Raw genomic sequence first — 20,452 nt, forward strand, 5'->3', positions numbered from 1 at the left:
TAAATGGACACCTTTGAAGCCCCTGATGATTTCCGTGCTAGGATTTCGCTTTCCGCAGGCGGCCTTGGGAGCATTCTAAGCAGGATGCCAGCGCCTTGCACTACAATCTACAGGGGGATCCGCTTAGTCAGGATTTCGCTTTTTTCATCTCTCATAGGCGTAAAAAAAAAAGTGCTAGATCTTTTTACCAATAACAACATAGTACCTGCAAAAATCCAGGTACTATGTTATAGATAGCCGATCTACACACTTATTATTTTAAAATTAAAAATCTAATTCTTCTTGTTCGCGCTCATCTGCTGGTGCATTGGCGTCTTTGTCTAAGCCGTGATGGTCACGAATTAGTTGATGAATTTCTTGTAAAACTTCCTTGTTTTCTTTTAAGAATTGCTTGGCATTTTCACGACCTTGACCAAGTCTTTCCTCGTTATAAGAATACCAAGATCCACTCTTTTGAACGATATCTAAATCAGAGCCCATATCAATTACTTCGCCCTCTCTAGATATTCCTTCCCCATACATAATATCCACTTCTGCCACTTTAAAAGGAGGAGCAATTTTATTTTTTACTACTTTAATCTTTGTCTTATTCCCTACAATGTCATGTCCTTGCTTCAATTGTTCTGCACGACGAACTTCTAGACGGACAGAAGAATAGAATTTAAGCGCACGACCACCAGGAGTTGTTTCCGGATTACCGAACATTACCCCTACTTTTTCACGAATTTGGTTAATGAATATCGCGATTGTTTTTGATTTATTAATAGCACCAGAAAGTTTACGAAGTGCTTGAGACATAAGTCGAGCTTGTAGACCTACGTGAGAGTCACCCATTTCCCCTTCAATCTCTGCTTTTGGTACTAATGCAGCAACAGAGTCAACTACGATAATATCAACAGCACCACTTCTTACAAGAGCCTCTGCAATTTCAAGTGCTTGCTCACCAGTATCTGGTTGAGAAAGTAATAATTCATCAATGTTTACGCCTAATTTTTGCGCGTATACAGGATCTAGTGCATGCTCCGCATCGATAAATGCTGCTTGTCCACCTTGCTGTTGTACTTCTGCAATTGCATGAAGCGCTACAGTTGTTTTACCTGAAGATTCTGGTCCATATATTTCTACTACTCTTCCTCGTGGATATCCACCAGCACCTAATGCTACATCTAATGCTAAAGAACCACTTGGAATTGTAGAGATTTTACGATCTGTTTGTTCCCCCAACTTCATGATGGAACCTTTACCAAATTGTTTTTCTATTTGTTTTAACGCCATATCTAAGGCAGCTTTACGATCACTCATGCAATTTCCTCCTTCGTATCTATGAAACTAAATAATTGTTATCTATTAACTACTTTAACTATACCTCTTTTCTACGCATTTGGCAACTAAAAATCGAACATCCATTCGGTTTTTTTGCACCTATAATTTAATGAAAAATGCGGATTTCTTCTAAAGAGAAAATGTAATTTTGTCTTAGTAAATTAAGGAAAGTGTGCTTTTTGATTTAGCTGAAAAAAATAAAAGTAGCTGTCGGTTTCCCTTAGCTACTTTTGAATAATTCATTTAATAGGAGATGACAGCAGTATTTAACTGTTCTTTGCCTGATTCCGTCCCTGCTACCAACTAATTGGATGTGGTGAACCGTTGTTTCTCCACTCGGAAGTGCTAGTCCGATATATACCGTTCCAACCGGCTTACCGTCCATCGTTCCTGGACCAGCAACGCCGGTAAAGCTTACACCAATATCTGTTTGAAAAAGTTTTTTTGCACAGTCAGCCATATCCCTTGCACATTCTTCACTTACAGCACCAAATTGATCAAGAATTTCTTTAGAAACGCCTAATACGTTTTCTTTAATATCATTTGTGTAACAAACAACACTTCCTTCAATAACAGAAGAAGCACCGGTAAATGTGGTCATTCTTTCTGAAAATAGTCCACCAGTTAAACTCTCGGCACTACTCAAGGTATACTTGGATTGTTGAATTTTATCAAAAAGCACGGAGAAGATGGTGTCTTCATCATAGCCATAGAAATATTCGCCCACCCTAGCTAAAATTAGCTTTTCTGTTTGAGCAATTAATCTCTTAGCCTCCTCTTCGGAATGATGCTTAGCAGTTAATCTTAATGTAACCTCTTGATCTCCGGCTAAGGGAGCAATAGTCGGATTCGTTTGCTCTTCAATCAGGTCGTCAATATCTGTTTCTAATTGAGACTCTCCTATGCCAAAGAAACGCAATACTTTAGAAACAATCTGCTCTTTTACACCTAACTTTGAAAGAATATATTCTCTCCCGTAATTGACGAACATAGGCTGCAGCTCTTTAGGTGGACCAGGTAAAAGGATATAGGTATGTTTCTTTTCTGTAAGAGCCATGCCTGGTGCCATTCCATAATCATTTGCTAAAACATTTGAGCCTTCTAACACAATCGCTTGTTTTTTATTATTTTCACTCATTAAACGATTGGTTTTGCGAAAATAGGTTTCAATATTAACTAAGGCATTCTCATCCATTACTAAGTTTTTCTGTAATACCTTTGCAATTGTTTCTTTTGTTAAGTCGTCTTTGGTTGGCCCAAGTCCTCCAGTAAAAATAAGAAGGTCTGCCCGTTCTTTCGCTGTATGTATGGCTGTAGTTAGCCGTTCTGGATTATCTCCTACTACCGTATGAAAATAAACATTAATGCCAAGCTCTGCTAATTGTTTAGACAAAAATTGTGCATTGGTATTGCAGATTTGTCCTAACAATAATTCTGAACCGACAGCAATGATTTCAGCACTCCTAAACATTTAACTTCTCTCCCCTATTTTCAACTAAATGATACTATTTCTTTCACTCGCTTTTTAAGTAAATTCTAATCGAGTAAGTAAAGGACAGTATCGTTTTCTCTTTATTATTTCGAATTTAGAAAAGCTGCTCTGTTTTTGTAAAAATAATCCCATCCTGAAATGACAGTGAATATCATCGCTACCCATAGAGCAATCGTATCAAATGGGAATGAAATAAAGACAAATGGTATATTATGTAATAATAATGCCGAAACGGCAATAATTTGCGCCCATGTTTTAATTTTCCCTAACATGTTCGCAGCTACTACTTCTCCTCCACCTGCGAGGATTAGACGTAAACCAGTTACAGCAAATTCTCTACTAATAATAACAATCACAATCCATGCTGGTGCCATTTCAAGTTCTACTAAAGCAATAAGTGCAGCAGACACAAGTAATTTATCAGCTAACGGATCTAAAAATTTCCCTAGGTTTGTCACAAGATTATATTTTCTCGCATAATACCCATCTACCCAATCAGTAATAGAAGCAATAATAAATATGATTGCCGCTATAAGATGTGTATAAGGGATTGCTGCATCGCCTATTGCTAATTCACCAAAATCCAATGGTGCGAGCAATAAAATAAGAAATACGGGGATCATTATAATTCTTGAAACGGTTATTTTATTAGGTAAGTTCACATTCATTCCTCCAACTTCAATATTGCTTTTCCACTATACATAAATATAGAAAGTTTGTCTATTAATTAGAAAAGCGGAACCGGCTCGTTCAGCACCGACAAGCATAAGACAGCTTTTCGGAGGAGGTCGATTTTTACCTCCGCAGAAAAAATGGCTTATGACTCGAGGGGCTAGCCGGTGCAGCTAGACAATTAGAAAAGTGGAACGGGCCCGTTCAGATCCGACAAGCAACATATTCTGGTTTATGTACAAAAAAAGCCATCAAGCTGATGACTTTATTGTTCTCCATTTGGTAGAAATTTAATAGTAATCTTTTGTACAGTAGCTTCAGACGGGAATTCAAAAGGCACTTCATTAATCTTGATATCCGTTTCATAGGACCTACCAACATTAAAGACAATCTCTTCTTCTTGCGATAAATCAATGGTTTCCGTTTGACCTTCTTTTATCGAGTCAGAGAAAAAATTGTGACCCTTTGTATTACTAATTCCAATCCAAGTTTCACCAGAGGAAGTTAGCTCCACAATAAATTTATCTGTATCACTAAGCTCTAAAGTTGTATTCGCACCCGTTCTTGCCACCTCTGTAATAGTACCAGTAGTAGGTGTTTCTTCATCAGGCTCTTCATCTTCTTCGGTTGCAGCGTCTTCGTCAGTCGCGTTTTCCCCTGTATCTGAATCTGAGGTTTGATTTGGAGCATCTATTTCAGTAATGGTATCACCTTGTGGAGATTGATTTTGGTCAGGATTATCTTTATTCGAAAAATATAAAACAAGGCCATAAATTAATACACATAAGGCTATAAAGCCTAGTATCAACAATAATTTAGGTAAGAAATTTAAGACTTTCGTATCCTTAGGTTGGATCTGTTTTCTTGTTTTCACACGAGATAGCTGTGGAATTTCTTCCTTCTCATTAACAGGAATATCATTTTTATACTCCTCAAAAATCTCTTCTGGATCTAATCCGACTGCTTCAGCGTATTGCTTAATAAAGGCTCGCGCATAAAACTGTCCTGGCATGATGGAATAGTTACCTTCTTCTACCCCAATTAAATATCTCTTCTGAATCTTTGTTATGGTTTGTAGATCTTCTAAAGACAAATTTTTTGCTTCTCTTTCTTGCTTTAATTTATTTCCTAATTCTGTCACTAACTAACACCTTCCAACATTTTTAAAAATCAAAACCCCCAAAGGGATTATCCTCAAACATATTATTGGATTGCACCACTTCATATGTGATTTCTTCCTCTTCACTGTTACGCAATTCAATAATGTAATCAAAATCTTCAAGTTTATATTCTGTATTTTGCACGAAAATATCAGGATGTTCAACCACTTTCACTGCAGATAATCGCATAATTTCTCTAATTAACTGCCAATGTTTCTCATTTGCTCTTTTTGTTGAGACTATTCCATCTATAATAAAAAGGTTATCCTCACTGTACTCATCTTCTATTAACTGACTACGAATTGTCTGTTTTAACAACGTACTGGAAACAAAGAGCCATCGTTTATTTGCACAAACACTAGATGCGACAATCGATTCTGTTTTCCCTACTCTTGGCATTCCCCTTATTCCAATTAGCTTGTGACCTTCCTGCTTAAAGAGCTCTGCTAAAAAGTCAACTAATAAGCCCAATTCATTTCTAACAAAACGGAAGGTTTTTTTGTCGTCTGCATCTCTTTGTATGTATCTTCCATGCCTTACAGCTAAACGATCGCGAAGTTTGGGCTCTCGAAGCTTTGTTACAGTTATATTATCCATTGTATTTAAGATAGATTCAAGCCGGACTATTTGCTCATTTGTATCACTTAATAAAAGCATTCCACGTCTTGAATCATCCACACCATTGATCGTAACAATATTTATGGAAAGCATTCCTAATAAAGAGGCAATGTCACCAAGGAGCCCTGGTCTGTTAATATGTATTTCATATTCTAAATACCACTCTTTTTTCTCCATGAAACCACTCCAATCAAAAAACATTTCGTCCAAACCCATTGTTACCTCTATAATAGCTAATAATCAAGCAATAAGGAAGCAATTCCTATCCTTTGTAAAAAATTTTAACTAAATAAAACGTAAGCAACAAAAAAAGAGAGGAAATCGCCTCTCTTAGTGTGAACCATCATGTTGAACTAATTTAACCATCATGTTTGCGATTGCATGTTGCTCTTCAGGATTAGCAACTTTCCATAAATCTGCAAGCACTCTTTCTTGGGGGTTTTTTGCTTCTACTTCTTTAGCAAGATAATCGCCAATCTCATACGCAAGCTGTGAAATAGCACTGTTATCCATTCCCTCGTGCTCTGCATGGTTAAGACGTTCACCTAAAAAACCTTTCCACTGATCCCAATTTTCTAATACTGACATACTAACTCCTCCTTCCACATATGTTCAAGAGTTAGTATGTCATGAGTAATCTAGAATTATGCAAACTTCATTCAATTCCAACCACCATTAATTCCTAAGGTTTGACCTGTCGTGTAGGAGGATTTGTTAGAAATAAGAAAGGAAACAGAATCCGCTATTTCTTGCGGGTTGGCTAGTCTTCCCATAGGGATTTCTTCGCATATCTGAAGCATATCATCTTCGGAGAAATGATGAAGCATCTTCGTGTTCACTGCACCAGGAGCGATCGCGTTTACTCTAATTCCACTTGGAGCAACTTCCTTTGCAAGAGCTTTTACGAATGAAATTTGTGCTCCCTTTGTCATTGAATATAATACTTCACAGGAAGCTCCAACCTGTCCCCAAATCGAAGAAATAACTACAATATTTCCAGATCGACTTTTTATCATCCTCGGCAGAAAACTTTGTATAGTTGAATATAACGATGTTATGTTAAGTTGGATCATTCTATTTTTTGTTTCTTCATTGATATCAGTCATTAATCCATAGTAAGAAGCCCCTGCGTTGTATACAATTGTATCCACTGCACCAGCAATTCCGTTAGCCAATATTTCAACACTGCCTGGCTGAGAAAGATCCGCTTGCAGGACTTCTGTATTTTCAGTTCCAAGATTTTTTTGTAAATCGTGGATGGCTTGATGATCCCGATTGTAATGTAAATATGTATAATATCCCTCTTTAGAGAGATTCATCGCTATTGCTTTTCCGATATCTCCACTTGCTCCAATAATTAGTGCTGTTTTTTTCACTATTCTCACCTTCATTATCTTCTTTTTAAAAGGAAAGAAGTCGATTCAGACGTGCAAAAGCACTATGAATCGACTTTCTTTTATTTTGGCACAACTTGACAAACTGTGAAAGCATCTTCTTTAATAAAGTCATTTGCCACTTGAATTAAATCAGCTAATGTTATTTTCTCTAATTGTGGAATAACCTCAAATAGATCCATATCATTAAATGCGTATCTAGTGAATTGGTTTGCGATAAATTCAGGTGAATTTAAGGCACGTAAGAAGGAACCGATTTTTTTCTTCTTGATTCGTTCGAGTTCATCCTCTTTAATGGTAGTTGGATCCAGCGATAAAAGGATATCTTTTAGCTTATTTGCAAGCTTATCTGGTTCTGCAGTGTCTCCACCCAGCATCGCAAATCCAAAGCCATTTTCACCAGTGTAGTCGTAAGAAAATGTTTCATCAATAAGTCCACTTTCGTATAGCTCTTGGTAATTGTCCGAGCTTTTCCCGAAAAGTAGGTCTAATAATACGTTGACTGATAACTCATGCTTTAATAGGTCTACACCTTGTTTAGTTGGCGATGATTCTTTGATTCCTACTAAACTTTTGGATGTATGAACGTTCATTTTTAACACTTTCTTTTCTTCATGAACATTGGTAGGTTCTTCGTCGAAATGTCGTTTGATTTCCTTGGGCTCTTTAAAGGTTTTCTTTTGCTGATTTTCCTTGATAAAAGTCATCATTTCTTTTGTATCCATTGGTCCAACTACGAATAAGAGCATATTGCTCGGATGGTAAAATGTTTCATAGCATGTATATAGAAGATCCTTCGTGGTTTTCGAGATGGATTCTATCGTACCAGCGATATCGATTTTAACAGGATGATGATGGAACATACTTTCAATTAAACCAAAATAAGCGCGCCAATCAGCGTTATCTTCGTACATCGTTATTTCTTGACCGATTATCCCTTTTTCTTTTTCTACCGTTTTTTCCGTAAAATAGGGACTTTGTACAAAATCGATTAAGGTTTCTAGATTCTTCTCCACATTGGACGTACTTGAGAATAAATAAGCCGTTCTTGTAAAGGACGTAAAGGCATTGGCTGACGCACCTTGTTTACTAAAGTCCTGGAAGACATCCCCGTGCTCTTTTTCAAATAACTTATGCTCGAGAAAGTGAGCAATACCATCTGGAACAGAAAGGTACTCCTCCCCATCAATTGGGACAAATTTATTGTCAATGGAACCATACTTTGTTGTAAATGTCGCATATGTTTTGTTAAATCCGTCTTTAGGAAGTAAGTACACTTGTAAACCATTATCTAAAGTTTCATGGTACAAAGTTTCGGATAACTGACTGAATTCAATTTTTTCCATCGATTATGCCTCCTTTCCTGTTAAGAAATAGATGGTGTCAAGCTCCACGAGTTTCGCAACCTCCTGAATCTCTTCCTTTGTCACCTTTTCAAGGCCATCTAAGAAATCATCCACAGGTTTATTAACCTTTGCTACTTCATTATTATAATGAATTTCAATTAATCCTCGTGCTGTATCCACTGTTTCAAGTATTTGATTCTTTATCACTGCTTTTGTTTGAGCAATTTCGGCTTCACTGTAATCGCCTTGCTTCATTGCTTCAATTTGTTTATTAATAATGCTAACTGCTTTATCAAAATTCCCAAAATCAATTCCTGACATAACAAGTAGCAGTCCTTTATGACTTTCCACGCGTGAGGCAGCATAATAAGCCAAGCTTTCTTTTTCTCTCACATTTATGAAAAGTTTGGAATGTGAAAAGCCACCCAAAATCCCATTGTACACTTGAAGGGCATAATATAGATCATCATTGAAGGTAACATTTGTTCTATAGCCAATATTAAGTTTGCCTTGTTTAATGTCCTGACGTTCCACTATTTCCTTTGGTTCCTTATCACTTACGGGACTCTTTGTATGAATGGTTTCAACTGTTTCATCTTGTGCTTTTATTGTAAAATGCTGTTTTACAAAGCTTTCGACTTGTGCCTCTTCAATATCACCTACTACATATAGTTGAATATCATTTGTAGCGAGCATTTGTTCATAATAGTGATAGAGCGATTCAGGAGTAATTTCATCCACTTGTTCTTTAAGTCCATTAGCTGGAAGGCGGTAAGGTTCTTCTGCACACATTTCTTCCACTAAGCGTTGACTTGCATACCTCATCTTATCGTCATAGACAGATTGTATCCGTTGCTTTAACGCTCTTTTTTCTTTTTCAAGGGTTGTTTTTACAAACACTCCATTTTCTGTTACCGGTTGTAATAAGACTTCACTTAAAAGCTGGATGCCTTTTTCCAATAATGGCGTGGAATCTTTAAGAAACTTTTCATTAGCAATCTCTAAGCGGAAAGTGATAATGTGTGACTCCCCTTTTTTGCTAAGGTCAATGGCAAGACTAGCTCCATAAAGCTCATCCAAATACCCACGAAAATGTGAGGATTGTGGGTGGGACTTCGTGCCGTTCTGCAAGACATATGGTAATAATGCACGCAGTGTCACATCTTCTTCTAACAAAGGTGCCATTACTTTTAGAACAAGAGTATTCGTTTTGAATTTTTTGGTGGAAATGCTATGAACCTTTACCCCATTAAGGGAAAAAGTTCTCTCATCAATAAGCTTCAAGAAATCTCCTCCTTTTACTTTGTTTGAACATGTTTTACCAGCATGCTTTTTTTCGACTAAAGCTGAGAACTTAATGCTTCATTATTTTACACATGGTATTCATAATTATTGCAAATTAGACAGTACTATTCTTTCATTATTTCAAGAAAAATAGTCTTAATTCCAATATAACGTTTAATTAGAAAGTATTACAAGTATTCGGCTTCATTTTTTTGTTTACATAATATTATTATAGTTTATACAAAACTCTTATATTATTGTGCTGATTAATTGCTCGATAAGTAGAAGGAACATTAAGTCTAGAATTAATGGCTCTTTTCCTATTCATTGGATAAATTGGAAGATGTGTTAGATAAATCCAGCAATCTGTTAGGTAAATTCTAAGATCTGTTAGATAAATCTAAAAATCCTATTAAAATCATCCTCTAACTGGCCAATTCAAACCCGTTTAGCGGAGAATTTTTCAATTCCCATGTAATTTGAGTCTATTTTCTAAAAAATAAAGCTATTTCAGGTAATATTTTGGATGTTTTCGGTGCATGGGCGTTGTTTTTGCCATAAATGCTGTCCACTTCCTGCTCGGTTTTATCTTACTCCATCAAAAAAATGAAAGGGGCCTGGCACCAAATGGATATAATATCCATTTGGTGCCAGGCCCCTCTTTCGTTCTATGCACGCTTCCTTAAAACGTGGAAGCTAAATTTATCTGCTCTAAAGTAATTTAGCGAGTAGAGAATTGGCTCATCATTTTGGTCATAATGCATTTGCTTTAACACAAGCAATGCTGTTTCTGGTTCGCATTCAAGTATTGGTGAAATTTTATCATGGTAACCAATTGGCTCGATATGTGCGACAGCATATGAAACATACCTACCTGCTTCTTTTTCAAGTAGTGCAAGTAACGACTCATTTTTGTAAGATTGGTAATCTTCTACAATGGAAGTTGGTATTTTATCAATGCAATATACAACTGGTTGATCATCCGCTGTTCTTACACGTTCAAAATGTAAGAGTTCTTCCAAGGAAGGATCGTGGAATTTTTTCACATCTTCCTCAGTCGGGCTTTCGATGGTGGACGATAGGAAAATCGTACCCGGTTTCAACCCTGCTTGTGTGATCATTTCTGTCACACTATTTAATTGTTCAATTCCTGATGAGAAGACCGGCTTGGAATTAACAAATGTTCCAACGCCATGTCGACGTATAACAATGTTCTCTTCTTCCAAAACACGCAATGCTTCTCTCAGTGTTGCACGACTGACTCCCAAACGTCGTGATAGTTCAAATTCTGAAGGTAATTTTTCCTTTTCTTTGTATAGCTTAGCTTCAATATCTTGTTTTAATTTATCTACTACTAACAAGTATAAATGCCTACTGTCTGACCGAATCGACATAATTCTTCCCCCATTAAGCGTTTGCAAATCTTGTGTATTCTTTTTTATCCAAAATAATATAACATTTTTCATTCTTAAATTAAATAGAAAAATAAAGTAATTACTTGAAAAACTTAATTACAATAGCTTTTCTACGCTTTTCTCATGAAGAGAAGGATAACATATTGAGGTGTTATCCTTCCTTAAGATCCGACATCTTCATTATGGCTGGATACTAATACCGTTCGCGGTTTGCTGCCTTCATAAGGGCCAACAACTCCCCTACTTTCCATCGCATCTATTAAACGAGCCGCTCTTGTATAACCGATTCTAAATCGACGTTGAAGCATGGATACAGACGCAGTTTGCATTTCTATAACGAGCTGAACTGCATCATCATACAAATCATCGTTTACATCTGCTACTTCTTCGTTTATCTCTTGTGGAATCATTTCTTCTTGATATTGCGCCTTTTGCTGTTCAATAACAAAATCAACAATCCGCTCCACTTCTTCATCAGAAAGAAACGCTCCCTGTACCCTCACAGGCTTGGAAGCTCCAGCAGGTAGGAACAACATATCACCTCTACCTAAAAGCTTCTCCGCACCACCCATATCTAGAATAGTTCTTGAATCTGTCTGGGAGGATACGCTAAATGCAATTCTCGACGGAATATTAGCCTTAATGACCCCCGTTATTACATCTACCGAAGGACGCTGTGTAGCAATAATTAAATGAATACCTGCAGCTCGTGCCATTTGTGCAAGTCGTGTAATACAATCCTCTACATCTGAGGATGCGACCATCATTAAATCCGCTAACTCGTCCACTATCACAACAATATAAGGCAGCGAAGGTTGTTTCGCTTCATCGCTTTGATTGTGTCTTCTTATATAATCATTGTAACCTTCAATATTTCTTGTGCCGGTATGAGAAAATAATTCATATCGTCGTTCCATCTCATTTACAACTTTTTTCAAAGCTTGAGCCGCTTTTTTTGGATCCGTTACAACTGGTGCTAATAAATGTGGCACCCCATTATACATATTTAACTCTACCATTTTTGGGTCAATCATCATCATTTTCACTTCATGCGGCTTTGCCCGAACGAGTATACTTGTGATAATGCCATTAATACAAACACTTTTTCCACTACCAGTTGCCCCGGCTACTAATAAATGCGGCATTTTGTTTAATTCTGCTACTACTGCATCACCAGAAATATCGCGACCAAGTCCAATTAATAGTTTAGCATCAGGCTTTTCTGCTTGCTTTGTATCCAATACTTCTCTTAGTGACACCATTGCAACTTCATTGTTTGGAACTTCAATACCTATTGCAGACTTTCCTGGAATTGGCGCTTCTATTCGAATATCTTTCGCAGCTAAAGCTAAAGCTAAATCATCACTTAAATTAACAATCTTACTAACTTTCACCCCAACATCCGGATACACTTCATATTTTGTTACAGCAGGACCTAAGTGTACCTTAGTCACTTTTGCTTTTACCCCAAAACTTGCAAAGGTTTTTTCTAGTTTACGAGCATTCTGATAAATATTTTCATGCTCGGTTGTTTGAAGATTAGTAACTGGTTCATTTAATAAGTCTAAGGAAGGCAACTCATATTCTTTATTTTCTACTTCAGTAAAAGCCATTGGCGTCGCTATAACTTCCTCCGCTTCTAGCTCCTTACTTTCCACTGTTGACTCTTCTTGCAAAGTTTTTTTCTGTCTATTCTTCTCTTCATTTTGCTTTTGCTCAGCTCGATCATTGAAGGAAGAGATGATTGGAGGAGTCATTAATTCTTCTCCCTGTTCTTCTGCAACCACTATTTCTTGTTCTACTGCCTTTTTCGCTTCATTTTCTTTCACTTTTTGATTTTTATCCGTTTGTTTTTCCTTTTTCCGCTTTTTACTTTCTGTTCGCCAAACCTTCATATCCTCGGAAAAAGCTAACCATTGGTCTTTGACAAAAGAAAATATCCCCAGCACTACTTTAATAACTGTATCATTGAGGGATTTACCTGTAACAAGGATGATCCCAATAACAATGAAAATAGTAGCAATCCACTGCGCACCTTTTGCATCAAACAATAAGTGAAATAATGCAAAAAGGACCGCTCCAATCATGCCGCCACCTAAATCTATTGTGCTTGTCTCACCGTTAACTTCAAACCAAAATAGTTCCCATGTATTTGCAATAACAGATGGGTCTGCAAATGTTCCACCTCGAGATAGCATTTTAAATAATGAAACATGACTTAATAGGAGAACGGACATGATAATGACGTAAATCCCAACTAGTTGTCTTGTGAAAAAGGAAGGCACATCACGCTTCCATATAATATAGCCTGATAATATTAACAAACCGAGTAACATAAGCATGTACCATTCGCCACTAAAAAAGCGAAATAGCAAAACAAATGCATGGCCGACCATTCCTAGTTTAGCAATGGCAATACATGTAATGGCAAGTAATAACAGGCCCATTACCTCAAAGGTAACCGTCCGTTTCCATTCATTTCGATTTTTACTCTGTCTTTTTTTTCGCTTCGACATTTTACTCACCTATCTACCAACATAATGAGAAGAAGAAAGCAGCCAATCATTTAATGGCTGCTTTTTCCTCTGATGCTTGTATTATATCATAAGCCATTCTTCTTGAAAGGTAGTTTACAGAAAATATAGAGAAACTTCGCCTTATAACTGGATGCTTTACATATATTCGCTTAAATTGATTGTTTGTCCAGGTGAATACTCATTATTTAAGAAATGTGCAGGATCTGTACTTAGATTACGAACGATTTGATAAGAATTCATTTCTGTTTGCATGACAACGAATGATACCCCATTGTAAGAAACTACTCGTTGTTTCTCATATTCGCTATTGTCTACTGGAAAAATGACTTCCTGTGGCATGGTTGTATATAAAATCATTGCAGGATCTTTCCTTCCGAATGATCTTGGCGAGCATCCACCAATTCGTTTAATTTTTTTATCGCTTCCCCTACACCACCAACTTGATCGATTAATCCATATTCTACTGCATCGTTTCCAACGACATTGGTTCCAATATCGCGCGTTAAATTCCCTTTGGAAAGCATTAATTCTTTGAACTTTTCTTCTGATACTCTGGAATTCTTCGTCACAAAGTTTATTACCCTATCTTGCATTTTATCTAAGTATTCAAATGTTTGAGGGACACCAATAACAAGTCCTGTTAATCTTACAGGATGAATGGTCATCGTTGCTGTTTCCGCTATAAAAGAGTAATCACATGATACCGCTATTGGAACCCCAATGGAATGGCCACCACCTAATACAAGCGATACAGAGGGTTTAGAAAGAGAGGCTAGCATTTCAGATATTGCAAGCCCTGCCTCCACGTCTCCCCCAACAGTATTTAAAATCACTAACAACCCTTCTATATTAGGGTTTTGTTCGATTGCGACAATTTGTGGAATAACATGCTCGTATTTGGTTGTCTTATTTTGAGGTGGCAGTTGGATATGCCCCTCTATCTGACCAATAATTGTTAAACAGTGAATCTTTGAATCGGGTGGTAATTGTGGAACATTAGTCTGACCTAATTGTTGTATTTTGTTTACCAATGAATCTTTACCTGCATCTTGCTTATTTGGTTCTTGCTGGGGTTGCTCTGAAGATTGATATGTAGAATCTGACATGAACGTTTGCTCCTTTCATCCCTTCTAACTGAAAAACATAATCTATTCTAGTATGAACACATAGGATAATTTCATTCTTTTGGGGATTAAAAAAAGCTGTTAAGGGGCTCACCCTTAACAGCTTAATCAGCTAGTTTCTATACTTCCATAATGATTGGTAATATCATTGGTCTACGTCTTGTTTTTTCATAAAGATGTTGATTTAATGACTCTCGAATCTTTAGTTTCAAACTCGACCATTCCATTACTTGCTCTCTGACAGCATGGTCTAAAATATCTGCTACAATAGCATTTGCTTTTTCAAGAAGTTGTTCAGATTCTCGAACATACACAAATCCACGTGAAATGATCTCAGGACCAGCAACGATTGTTTTTCTTCCTTTGCTTATTGATACTACGACAATTAAAATTCCATCTTGAGATAAAAGTCTTCTATCTCGTAAGACAATATTCCCAATGTCTCCTACACCTAAGCCATCAATAAGGACATTGCCCGCATACACTTTTCCACCGTATTTCGCTTCTCCAGCTGAAAATTCCATGATTTCACCTTTATCTAGGAGAAAAATCGAATTTTCCGCTACTCCTACACTTTGTGCAACTTTAGATAAAGCTATTTGCATCTTATATTCCCCTTGAATAGGAATTACAAATTTCGGATTGAGTAAATTTAACATTAACTTCAATTCTTCTTGGCAGCCATGACCAGAAACATGAATTTTTTTCTGCCCATAAATAACCATTGCCCCTGTACGATAAATTTTATCAATTACCTTGGATACGGTTAATTCTGTGCCAGGTGAAGGAGATGCTGCAATCATCACAACATCATGTTCCTTAATTTGAACATGTTTATGCGTACCCTTTGCCATTTTCAGCAAAGATGACATCAGTTGAGAATGGGTACCTATCGTTAGAACTACCATTTTATCATTAGCCATTTTTCCCATTTCACTTACCGGTACTATAAGTTCATCTGGAATGTCTATGTATCCTAGGTTAAGGGCAATATCAATGATTTTACTAGTTGGATGAGATACGATTACCAGCTTTCTTTTGCTCTCAATGGTTGCTTGAACGATTTGTTGGATTCGAGAAAGGTTAGTTGCTAAACATGCTGCGAACACTCTTCCTTTTGCATTGTAAACAACATCTGCGATTTCCTGTTTTACCACCGCTTCTGAAATCGTATAACCCGGCTTTTCTGCGTTTGTACTATCCGCTAGTACGCATAGTACACCATCATTCCCAATCTTCGCCATCTTTCCAATATCAGCATTTTGTGCTAATTGAGCTTGGTCAAATTTGAAATCTCCAGTATGAACAATCGCTCCTTGAGATGTGTGAAAACAAATACCAACTGAATCTGGGATACTATGATTCGTTCTAAAAAAGGAGACGCTAACATTTCCTAATTCCAATATAGAATCTCCATTTATTTCATGAAAAACAACTTGTCCTGAAAGTCCTTCAGCTTTTACAAGTTCTTCCGCAAGAGCTAATGTAAGTTTCGTTCCATAGACAGGTGAATTTATTTTACGCAGAATGTAAGCTAGTCCACCTATGTGCTCTTCATGACCATGAGTTAGAAAAATCCCTTGAATTCTTTCTTTATTATCCACTAAATAAGATACATCTGGAATCACCATATCGATTCCAAACATTCCATCTTCGGGGATCATCACTCCTGAGTCTATTACATAAATATGCTCATCCACTTCTAAGACGTACATATTTTTCCCGATTTCTCCAACGCCCCCAAGGGAAAATACTTTGAGCTTCTCTATCTTTGTTGTATTCACTAGTCTTCCCTCCTACTTGTATGTAAAAACTTATGACGAAAATGCATACTTCTTTTTATGAGATCAACAAACACTAACCTTTTAATCTAAAAGAATATCCGCTCCAGTCATTTGCCATTATTATAACGTATGCAAGAATTGGAATACAAGAAATATTATGAGAATAAGAAAGGCCAAAGCTTAGTAATTCATGCTTTGACCTTAACTTTTATAAAATTATATGGATTGTAATAGGCTAGTTAATTCTGCTCTTTCTTGTTCAGATAATGGAACTAAAGGTAGTCTTACTCCACCAACATCTAATCCTTTTAACTGCAATGCAGTTTTTACTGGTGTTGGACTTGGTGCAGAGAACATTCCATTCATCACAGGTGTTAATTTTTGATGAAGCTTTGCTGCTTTCGCATTCTCTCCAGTTTCAAATGCATGGATCATTTCCTGCATTTCCTTACCAATGATGTGGGAAGCAACTGAAACAATACCGTTCCCCCCAATAGAAAGCACTGGTAACGTCAAGCTATCATCTCCACAGTACAAGAGAAAATCTTCTGGTGTTTTGGCAATAATTTCAGTAATTGTATCTAAATTGCCACTCGCTTCTTTTACCGCAATGATATTTTTTTCTTGTGATAATCGAACAATAGTATCCGCACTTATGTTTACAACAGATCGACCTGGAACATTATAAAGCATAACTGGCAAGGATGTTTCTGTTGCGATTGCTTTGAAATGCTGATAGAGTCCCTCTTGGCTTGGCTTGTTATAGTACGGTGCAACAAGCATTATTGCATCTACACCGACTTCTTCAGCTTTTTTAGTTAAGTCAATTGACGCTCTTGTGTTATTACTACCCGTACCTGCAATAACAGGGATACGCCCCTCGACAACTGTTACTACATGACGAAATAATGCTAACTTTTCTTCTGTTGATAGTGTTGGAGATTCCCCTGTTGTCCCTGCAATTACAAGCGAATCTGTTCCATTTTTTATTAGATAGTTCACTAATTGTGTGGTTTTCTCAAAATCTATATTTCCTTTATTGTCAAACGGTGTCACCATTGCTGTTGAAACTTTACCAAAGTTAATCATGGACACGAATCTCTCCTTCATCTATTACTGCTTGTAGAACAGTTAGTTGTTTTTTTGCTAGGTTAAATGCTCCGTGTAATGCATTAACCGCTTGAATCATGTCTTGTTGCTTGACTAAGACCCATATTGTCGTATGGCTGTCAGCTGATTGTAGTATTTGAATACCAAGTTCAGATAAAGCTGTCACAATTTTTGCCGTAACCCCAGGGACTCCCGTCATTCCTGCACCAACTGTGGCAACCTTTGCACAATGTCTGGTTACTTTCGGTTCATAGCCTAAGCCTCTCAAAACATTAATCGCTTTTTCACTCATTTCATCCGTTACTGTATAGACAACACTAGTAGGTGAAATATTGAAAAAATCCACACTAATTTCCTCATTTGCCATTGCTCGGAAAACCTCTGTTTGGATTCCGTATTTACCTTCTTTTGCATATACTTTGATTTGGGTCACGTTTGGCACATGTGCAATCCCTGTTATGAGTCGCTCTTTAACATCTGACCCCTTGCTAACTTTATCTAATGAGGTGACAAGGGTGCCAGGTGCCTTAGAGTAAGTAGATCGTATACGTATCGGTATCTTGGCCTGCATAGCTACCTCTACAGCTCGAGGATGGATAACCTTTGCACCTTGGTATGCCATGTTACAAATTTCGTTATAAGTGACAATCGGAAGTGGTCTGGCATCTTTCACAATTCGAGGATCTGCTGTCATCACTCCCTCGACATCGGTAAATATTTCAATCCACTCTGCTTGCAAAGCAGCTCCTAGTGCCGCCGCGGATGTATCACTACCACCGCGACCTATTGTACAAATGTCACCATTCTTGGACTCTCCTTGGAAGCCTGCAACCACTACAACATCGTGCCGATCCAATGCCTCTAAGAGACGATCACACTTCATGTCTATAATTCTCGCATTTGTATGATCATTGTTCGTACGAAATCCTGCCTGTGGACCATTTAGCGAAGTAACTGCTATCCCTTTATTTAATAGCATATTACTAAAAACAATCGAGGAAATAATTTCACCACAAGAAAGGAGAATGTCTATTTCACGTTTAGAAACGTTTTGCTTACCATCTTCTACTAAGCTCAGCAAGGTGTCTGTCGCATAAGGCTCTCCTTTACGTCCCATAGCAGAAACGACCACAACTACCTTAAAACCATCATCTACAGCTTTTTTAATATGTTGATAGGCAAACTCTCTGGTACTTTCATCTCTAACGGACGTTCCACCAAATTTTTGAACAACAATTTTCATAATTAGGCACCTCTTTGTTTTAAAACATCCATAATACATACGAAACATGCTGTCAAAATAGTACCTAATGTACTAGAATTCATTGTTCAAGATAAGAGGGGATGCGTTAAAGGGTTAAGGCCTGGGATTTACAGCAGAAAAGAAAAGGTCTCGCTTCATTAGACCTTTTCTTACGTGCTTTATTTTACTACACCTAGTTTGACTAAGCTTTCTGCTATTTGCACGGAATTCCAAGCAGCACCCTTTAAGAGATTGTCTGAAACAATCCATAAATGGAATCCTTTTTTATTGTCAAGGTCTTGTCTAATTCTTCCGACAAATACATCGTTTAACCCAACACAGTTTGCAGGCATCGGATAAAGTTGCTCTTCTGGTTTGTCTTGTAATACCACACCAGGCGCTTTCTCTAACAAAGCCCTCATATCTTGAACTGTCACATTTTCGTCCTCAATTTCAATATATACAGATTCAGAATGTCCTGTGACAACTGGTAGGCGTACACATGTTGCAGCAACTTGAAGATTTTGATCATGCATGATTTTCTTTGTCTCATTTATCATCTTTAATTCTTCAAAAGTAAAGCCATTTTCCTCAAACTTATCAATCTGAGGTACCGCGTTGAAAGCGATTTGGTAATGTTTTTTATCACCTTTAACAGGTAAGATGCTCGGAGTGAAATCTTCTTTATTTAAAATCGCTTGAGATTGAGATTCCAATTCTTCAATAGCAGCTGCACCTGCACCAGAAACTGCTTGGTACGTCGATACAATAATTTTGTTTAAGCCATAATTCTTTCTAATTGGTTCAAGCGCCACCACCATTTGAATCGTTGAACAATTCGGGTTGGCAATGATGCCGTTGTGTTCATTTATATCAAACTCGTTAACTTCTGGAACAACTAGCGGTACATTAGGATCCATACGGAACGCACTTGTGTTATCGACGACTATTGCTCCTCTTTTCGCTGCTTCTGGAGCAAGCTCTTTCGAAACACTACCTCCTGCACTGAATAAAGCGATATGAACTCCTTCAAATTTTTCCGGTTCCGCTTTTTCTACAGTAAACTCTTGTCCTTTAAATAATACTTTTTTACCTGCTGAACGTTCAGAAGATAATAGAGTCAACTTCTCGATTGGGAAATTTCTTTCTTCTAATGTATGGAGCATTTGCTGACCAACTGCCCCAGTTGCACCTACTACTGCTACATGATAACCTTTCATCTATTAAAGCACCTCTCCATAACAAATAAAATAGTATAAACATTCATACTTAATTTTTAATTTTATCATATTACTCAAATAAAGAAGAGAAGAAATTTGCTTTTCTTCTCTTCTTCATTCAATTTACTTTTTAGAGATCGTCTTTGTATCGTTCTACGATAACTGGCTGCACTTGTTTATTTTCTAATGCGTGTAAGACAGTAGGAACAAGCATTTCCATCCTAGCTACCATTGAATTTGGTTTTTTTTCTGGTGCGTCCTGTCCAAAAGGGATAAAATATATATTCTTTGTCGACATAAGCCTCATTAAATTCATTCCGTTTAAACCAAGTGCATCATTAGTGGAGATTCCAAGTACAACCGGGTTATGGTTACGAAGTGTTGCCTTTGCTGCCATTAGAACAGGAGATTCAGTTAAGGCATTCGCTAGCTTGCTCATAGAATTCCCAGTTAATGGCGCAATGATCATACAGTCTAATGGAATTTTAGGGCCAAGTGGTTCAGCCTTTACGATTGAATCAATTACTTTATTACCTGTAATTTCTTCAATCTTTTTTATCCACTCTTCCCCTTCGCCAAATCTCGTGTTTGTATTTTGAACAGTGAAGGTAACAACTGGTAAGACTTCTGCACCTGCATCTACTAATTTTTTCAATTCAGGTACCACTGCATCATACGTACAATGAGAGCCAGTTAACCCAAACCCTAGACGTTTTCCTCTTAAATCCAT

Annotated in this window: 18 protein-coding genes; all 18 read right to left on the bottom strand. The window is 37.2% G+C overall.

All coding sequences use genetic code 11. The features are described from left to right. Positions 1-264 precede the first annotated feature (264 nt). The 18 genes from recA to BK580_RS13540 all read right to left on the bottom strand — a co-directional run bounded on the left by recA (position 265) and on the right by BK580_RS13540 (position 20,452). Complete coding sequence (gene recA / locus BK580_RS13455; RefSeq protein ID WP_078380835.1) at positions 265-1,302, bottom strand: recombinase RecA; 1,038 nt, start codon at positions 1,300-1,302, stop codon at positions 265-267. Positions 1,303-1,543: 241 nt separating this feature from the next. Next, positions 1,544-2,794, bottom strand: coding sequence for a competence/damage-inducible protein A (locus BK580_RS13460; protein WP_078380836.1), 1,251 nt, complete (start codon positions 2,792-2,794; stop codon positions 1,544-1,546). A 104-nt stretch (positions 2,795-2,898) separates the two neighbouring features. Beyond that, complete coding sequence (gene pgsA, locus BK580_RS13465; RefSeq protein WP_078380837.1) at positions 2,899-3,477, bottom strand: CDP-diacylglycerol--glycerol-3-phosphate 3-phosphatidyltransferase; 579 nt, start codon at positions 3,475-3,477, stop codon at positions 2,899-2,901. Between the two features lie 275 nt (positions 3,478-3,752). Continuing rightward, positions 3,753-4,628: a helix-turn-helix domain-containing protein gene (locus tag BK580_RS13470; RefSeq protein ID WP_078380838.1), complete on the bottom strand. Its 876-nt coding sequence runs from the start codon at positions 4,626-4,628 to the stop codon at positions 3,753-3,755. 22 nt (positions 4,629-4,650) lie between these two features. Beyond that, a complete protein-coding gene (locus BK580_RS13475; protein ID WP_078382772.1) occupies positions 4,651-5,442 on the bottom strand; it encodes a DUF3388 domain-containing protein in 792 nt (263 codons plus the stop codon). 153 nt (positions 5,443-5,595) lie between these two features. Beyond that, positions 5,596-5,853: a DUF3243 domain-containing protein gene (locus BK580_RS13480; protein WP_078380839.1), complete on the bottom strand. Its 258-nt coding sequence runs from the start codon at positions 5,851-5,853 to the stop codon at positions 5,596-5,598. 71 nt (positions 5,854-5,924) lie between these two features. After that, positions 5,925-6,641: an elongation factor P 5-aminopentanone reductase gene (gene ymfI, locus BK580_RS13485; RefSeq protein WP_169865000.1), complete on the bottom strand. Its 717-nt coding sequence runs from the start codon at positions 6,639-6,641 to the stop codon at positions 5,925-5,927. A gap of 80 nt (positions 6,642-6,721) precedes the next feature. Further along, positions 6,722-8,005: an EF-P 5-aminopentanol modification-associated protein YfmH gene (gene yfmH, locus BK580_RS13490; RefSeq protein WP_078380841.1), complete on the bottom strand. Its 1,284-nt coding sequence runs from the start codon at positions 8,003-8,005 to the stop codon at positions 6,722-6,724. A gap of 3 nt (positions 8,006-8,008) precedes the next feature. Beyond that, positions 8,009-9,289, bottom strand: a complete 1,281-nt coding sequence (gene yfmF / locus BK580_RS13495; protein WP_078380842.1) for an EF-P 5-aminopentanol modification-associated protein YfmF — start codon at positions 9,287-9,289, stop codon at positions 8,009-8,011. 668 nt (positions 9,290-9,957) lie between these two features. Continuing rightward, positions 9,958-10,683: a GntR family transcriptional regulator gene (locus BK580_RS13500; RefSeq protein ID WP_078380843.1), complete on the bottom strand. Its 726-nt coding sequence runs from the start codon at positions 10,681-10,683 to the stop codon at positions 9,958-9,960. 182 nt (positions 10,684-10,865) lie between these two features. Beyond that, complete coding sequence (locus BK580_RS13505; protein WP_078380844.1) at positions 10,866-13,220, bottom strand: DNA translocase FtsK; 2,355 nt, start codon at positions 13,218-13,220, stop codon at positions 10,866-10,868. A gap of 156 nt (positions 13,221-13,376) precedes the next feature. Continuing rightward, entirely contained in the window at positions 13,377-13,598 is a 222-nt protein-coding gene (locus tag BK580_RS13510) for a YlzJ-like family protein (RefSeq protein ID WP_078380845.1), read from the bottom strand. Beyond that, positions 13,595-14,347 carry a ClpP family protease gene (locus tag BK580_RS13515; protein ID WP_078380846.1) on the bottom strand — a complete coding sequence of 251 codons (753 nt, stop codon included), beginning with the start codon at positions 14,345-14,347 and terminating at the stop codon, positions 13,595-13,597. The genes BK580_RS13510 and BK580_RS13515 overlap by 4 nt, the downstream gene beginning before the upstream one ends. 137 nt (positions 14,348-14,484) lie before the next feature. Beyond that, the gene (locus tag BK580_RS13520) at positions 14,485-16,149 is read right to left on the bottom strand and encodes a ribonuclease J (protein ID WP_078380847.1); all 1,665 of its coding nucleotides are present in this window, start codon (positions 16,147-16,149) and stop codon (positions 14,485-14,487) included. A 216-nt stretch (positions 16,150-16,365) separates the two neighbouring features. Then, entirely contained in the window at positions 16,366-17,238 is an 873-nt protein-coding gene (gene dapA / locus BK580_RS13525; RefSeq protein ID WP_078380848.1) for a 4-hydroxy-tetrahydrodipicolinate synthase, read from the bottom strand. Beyond that, positions 17,231-18,502, bottom strand: coding sequence for an aspartate kinase (gene dapG / locus BK580_RS13530; protein WP_078380849.1), 1,272 nt, complete (start codon positions 18,500-18,502; stop codon positions 17,231-17,233). The genes dapA and dapG overlap by 8 nt, the downstream gene beginning before the upstream one ends. 179 nt (positions 18,503-18,681) lie before the next feature. Next, positions 18,682-19,722 carry an aspartate-semialdehyde dehydrogenase gene (gene asd / locus BK580_RS13535; protein ID WP_078380850.1) on the bottom strand — a complete coding sequence of 347 codons (1,041 nt, stop codon included), beginning with the start codon at positions 19,720-19,722 and terminating at the stop codon, positions 18,682-18,684. Positions 19,723-19,852: 130 nt separating this feature from the next. Then, on the bottom strand, positions 19,853-20,452 hold the full coding sequence (locus tag BK580_RS13540) for a dipicolinate synthase subunit B (RefSeq protein WP_078380851.1): 600 nt from the start codon (positions 20,450-20,452) through the stop codon (positions 19,853-19,855).

This window comes from Sutcliffiella halmapala (assembly GCF_002019665.1).
Lineage (GTDB): Bacteria > Bacillota > Bacilli > Bacillales > Bacillaceae_I > Sutcliffiella_A > Sutcliffiella_A halmapala.

What these genes read in the sequence shown, in the direction of transcription:
- recA (WP_078380835.1), bottom strand. Translation starts at nt 1,302, where the DNA reads ATGAGTGATCGTAAAGCTGCCTTAGATATGGCGTTAAAACAAATAGAA.
- dapG (WP_078380849.1), bottom strand. Translation starts at nt 18,502, where the DNA reads ATGAAAATTGTTGTTCAAAAATTTGGTGGAACGTCCGTTAGAGATGAA.
- BK580_RS13510 (WP_078380845.1), bottom strand. Translation starts at nt 13,598, where the DNA reads ATGATTTTATATACAACCATGCCACAGGAAGTCATTTTTCCAGTAGAC.
- dapA (WP_078380848.1), bottom strand. Translation starts at nt 17,238, where the DNA reads ATGATTAACTTTGGTAAAGTTTCAACAGCAATGGTGACACCGTTTGAC.
- BK580_RS13475 (WP_078382772.1), bottom strand. Translation starts at nt 5,442, where the DNA reads ATGGAGAAAAAAGAGTGGTATTTAGAATATGAAATACATATTAACAGA.
- asd (WP_078380850.1), bottom strand. Translation starts at nt 19,722, where the DNA reads ATGAAAGGTTATCATGTAGCAGTAGTAGGTGCAACTGGGGCAGTTGGT.
- BK580_RS13540 (WP_078380851.1), bottom strand. Translation starts at nt 20,452, where the DNA reads ATGGATTTAAGAGGAAAACGTCTAGGGTTTGGGTTAACTGGCTCTCAT.
- BK580_RS13500 (WP_078380843.1), bottom strand. Translation starts at nt 10,683, where the DNA reads ATGTCGATTCGGTCAGACAGTAGGCATTTATACTTGTTAGTAGTAGAT.
- BK580_RS13460 (WP_078380836.1), bottom strand. Translation starts at nt 2,794, where the DNA reads ATGTTTAGGAGTGCTGAAATCATTGCTGTCGGTTCAGAATTATTGTTA.
- BK580_RS13480 (WP_078380839.1), bottom strand. Translation starts at nt 5,853, where the DNA reads ATGTCAGTATTAGAAAATTGGGATCAGTGGAAAGGTTTTTTAGGTGAA.
- BK580_RS13515 (WP_078380846.1), bottom strand. Translation starts at nt 14,347, where the DNA reads ATGTCAGATTCTACATATCAATCTTCAGAGCAACCCCAGCAAGAACCA.
- yfmH (WP_078380841.1), bottom strand. Translation starts at nt 8,005, where the DNA reads ATGGAAAAAATTGAATTCAGTCAGTTATCCGAAACTTTGTACCATGAA.
- BK580_RS13505 (WP_078380844.1), bottom strand. Translation starts at nt 13,220, where the DNA reads ATGTCGAAGCGAAAAAAAAGACAGAGTAAAAATCGAAATGAATGGAAA.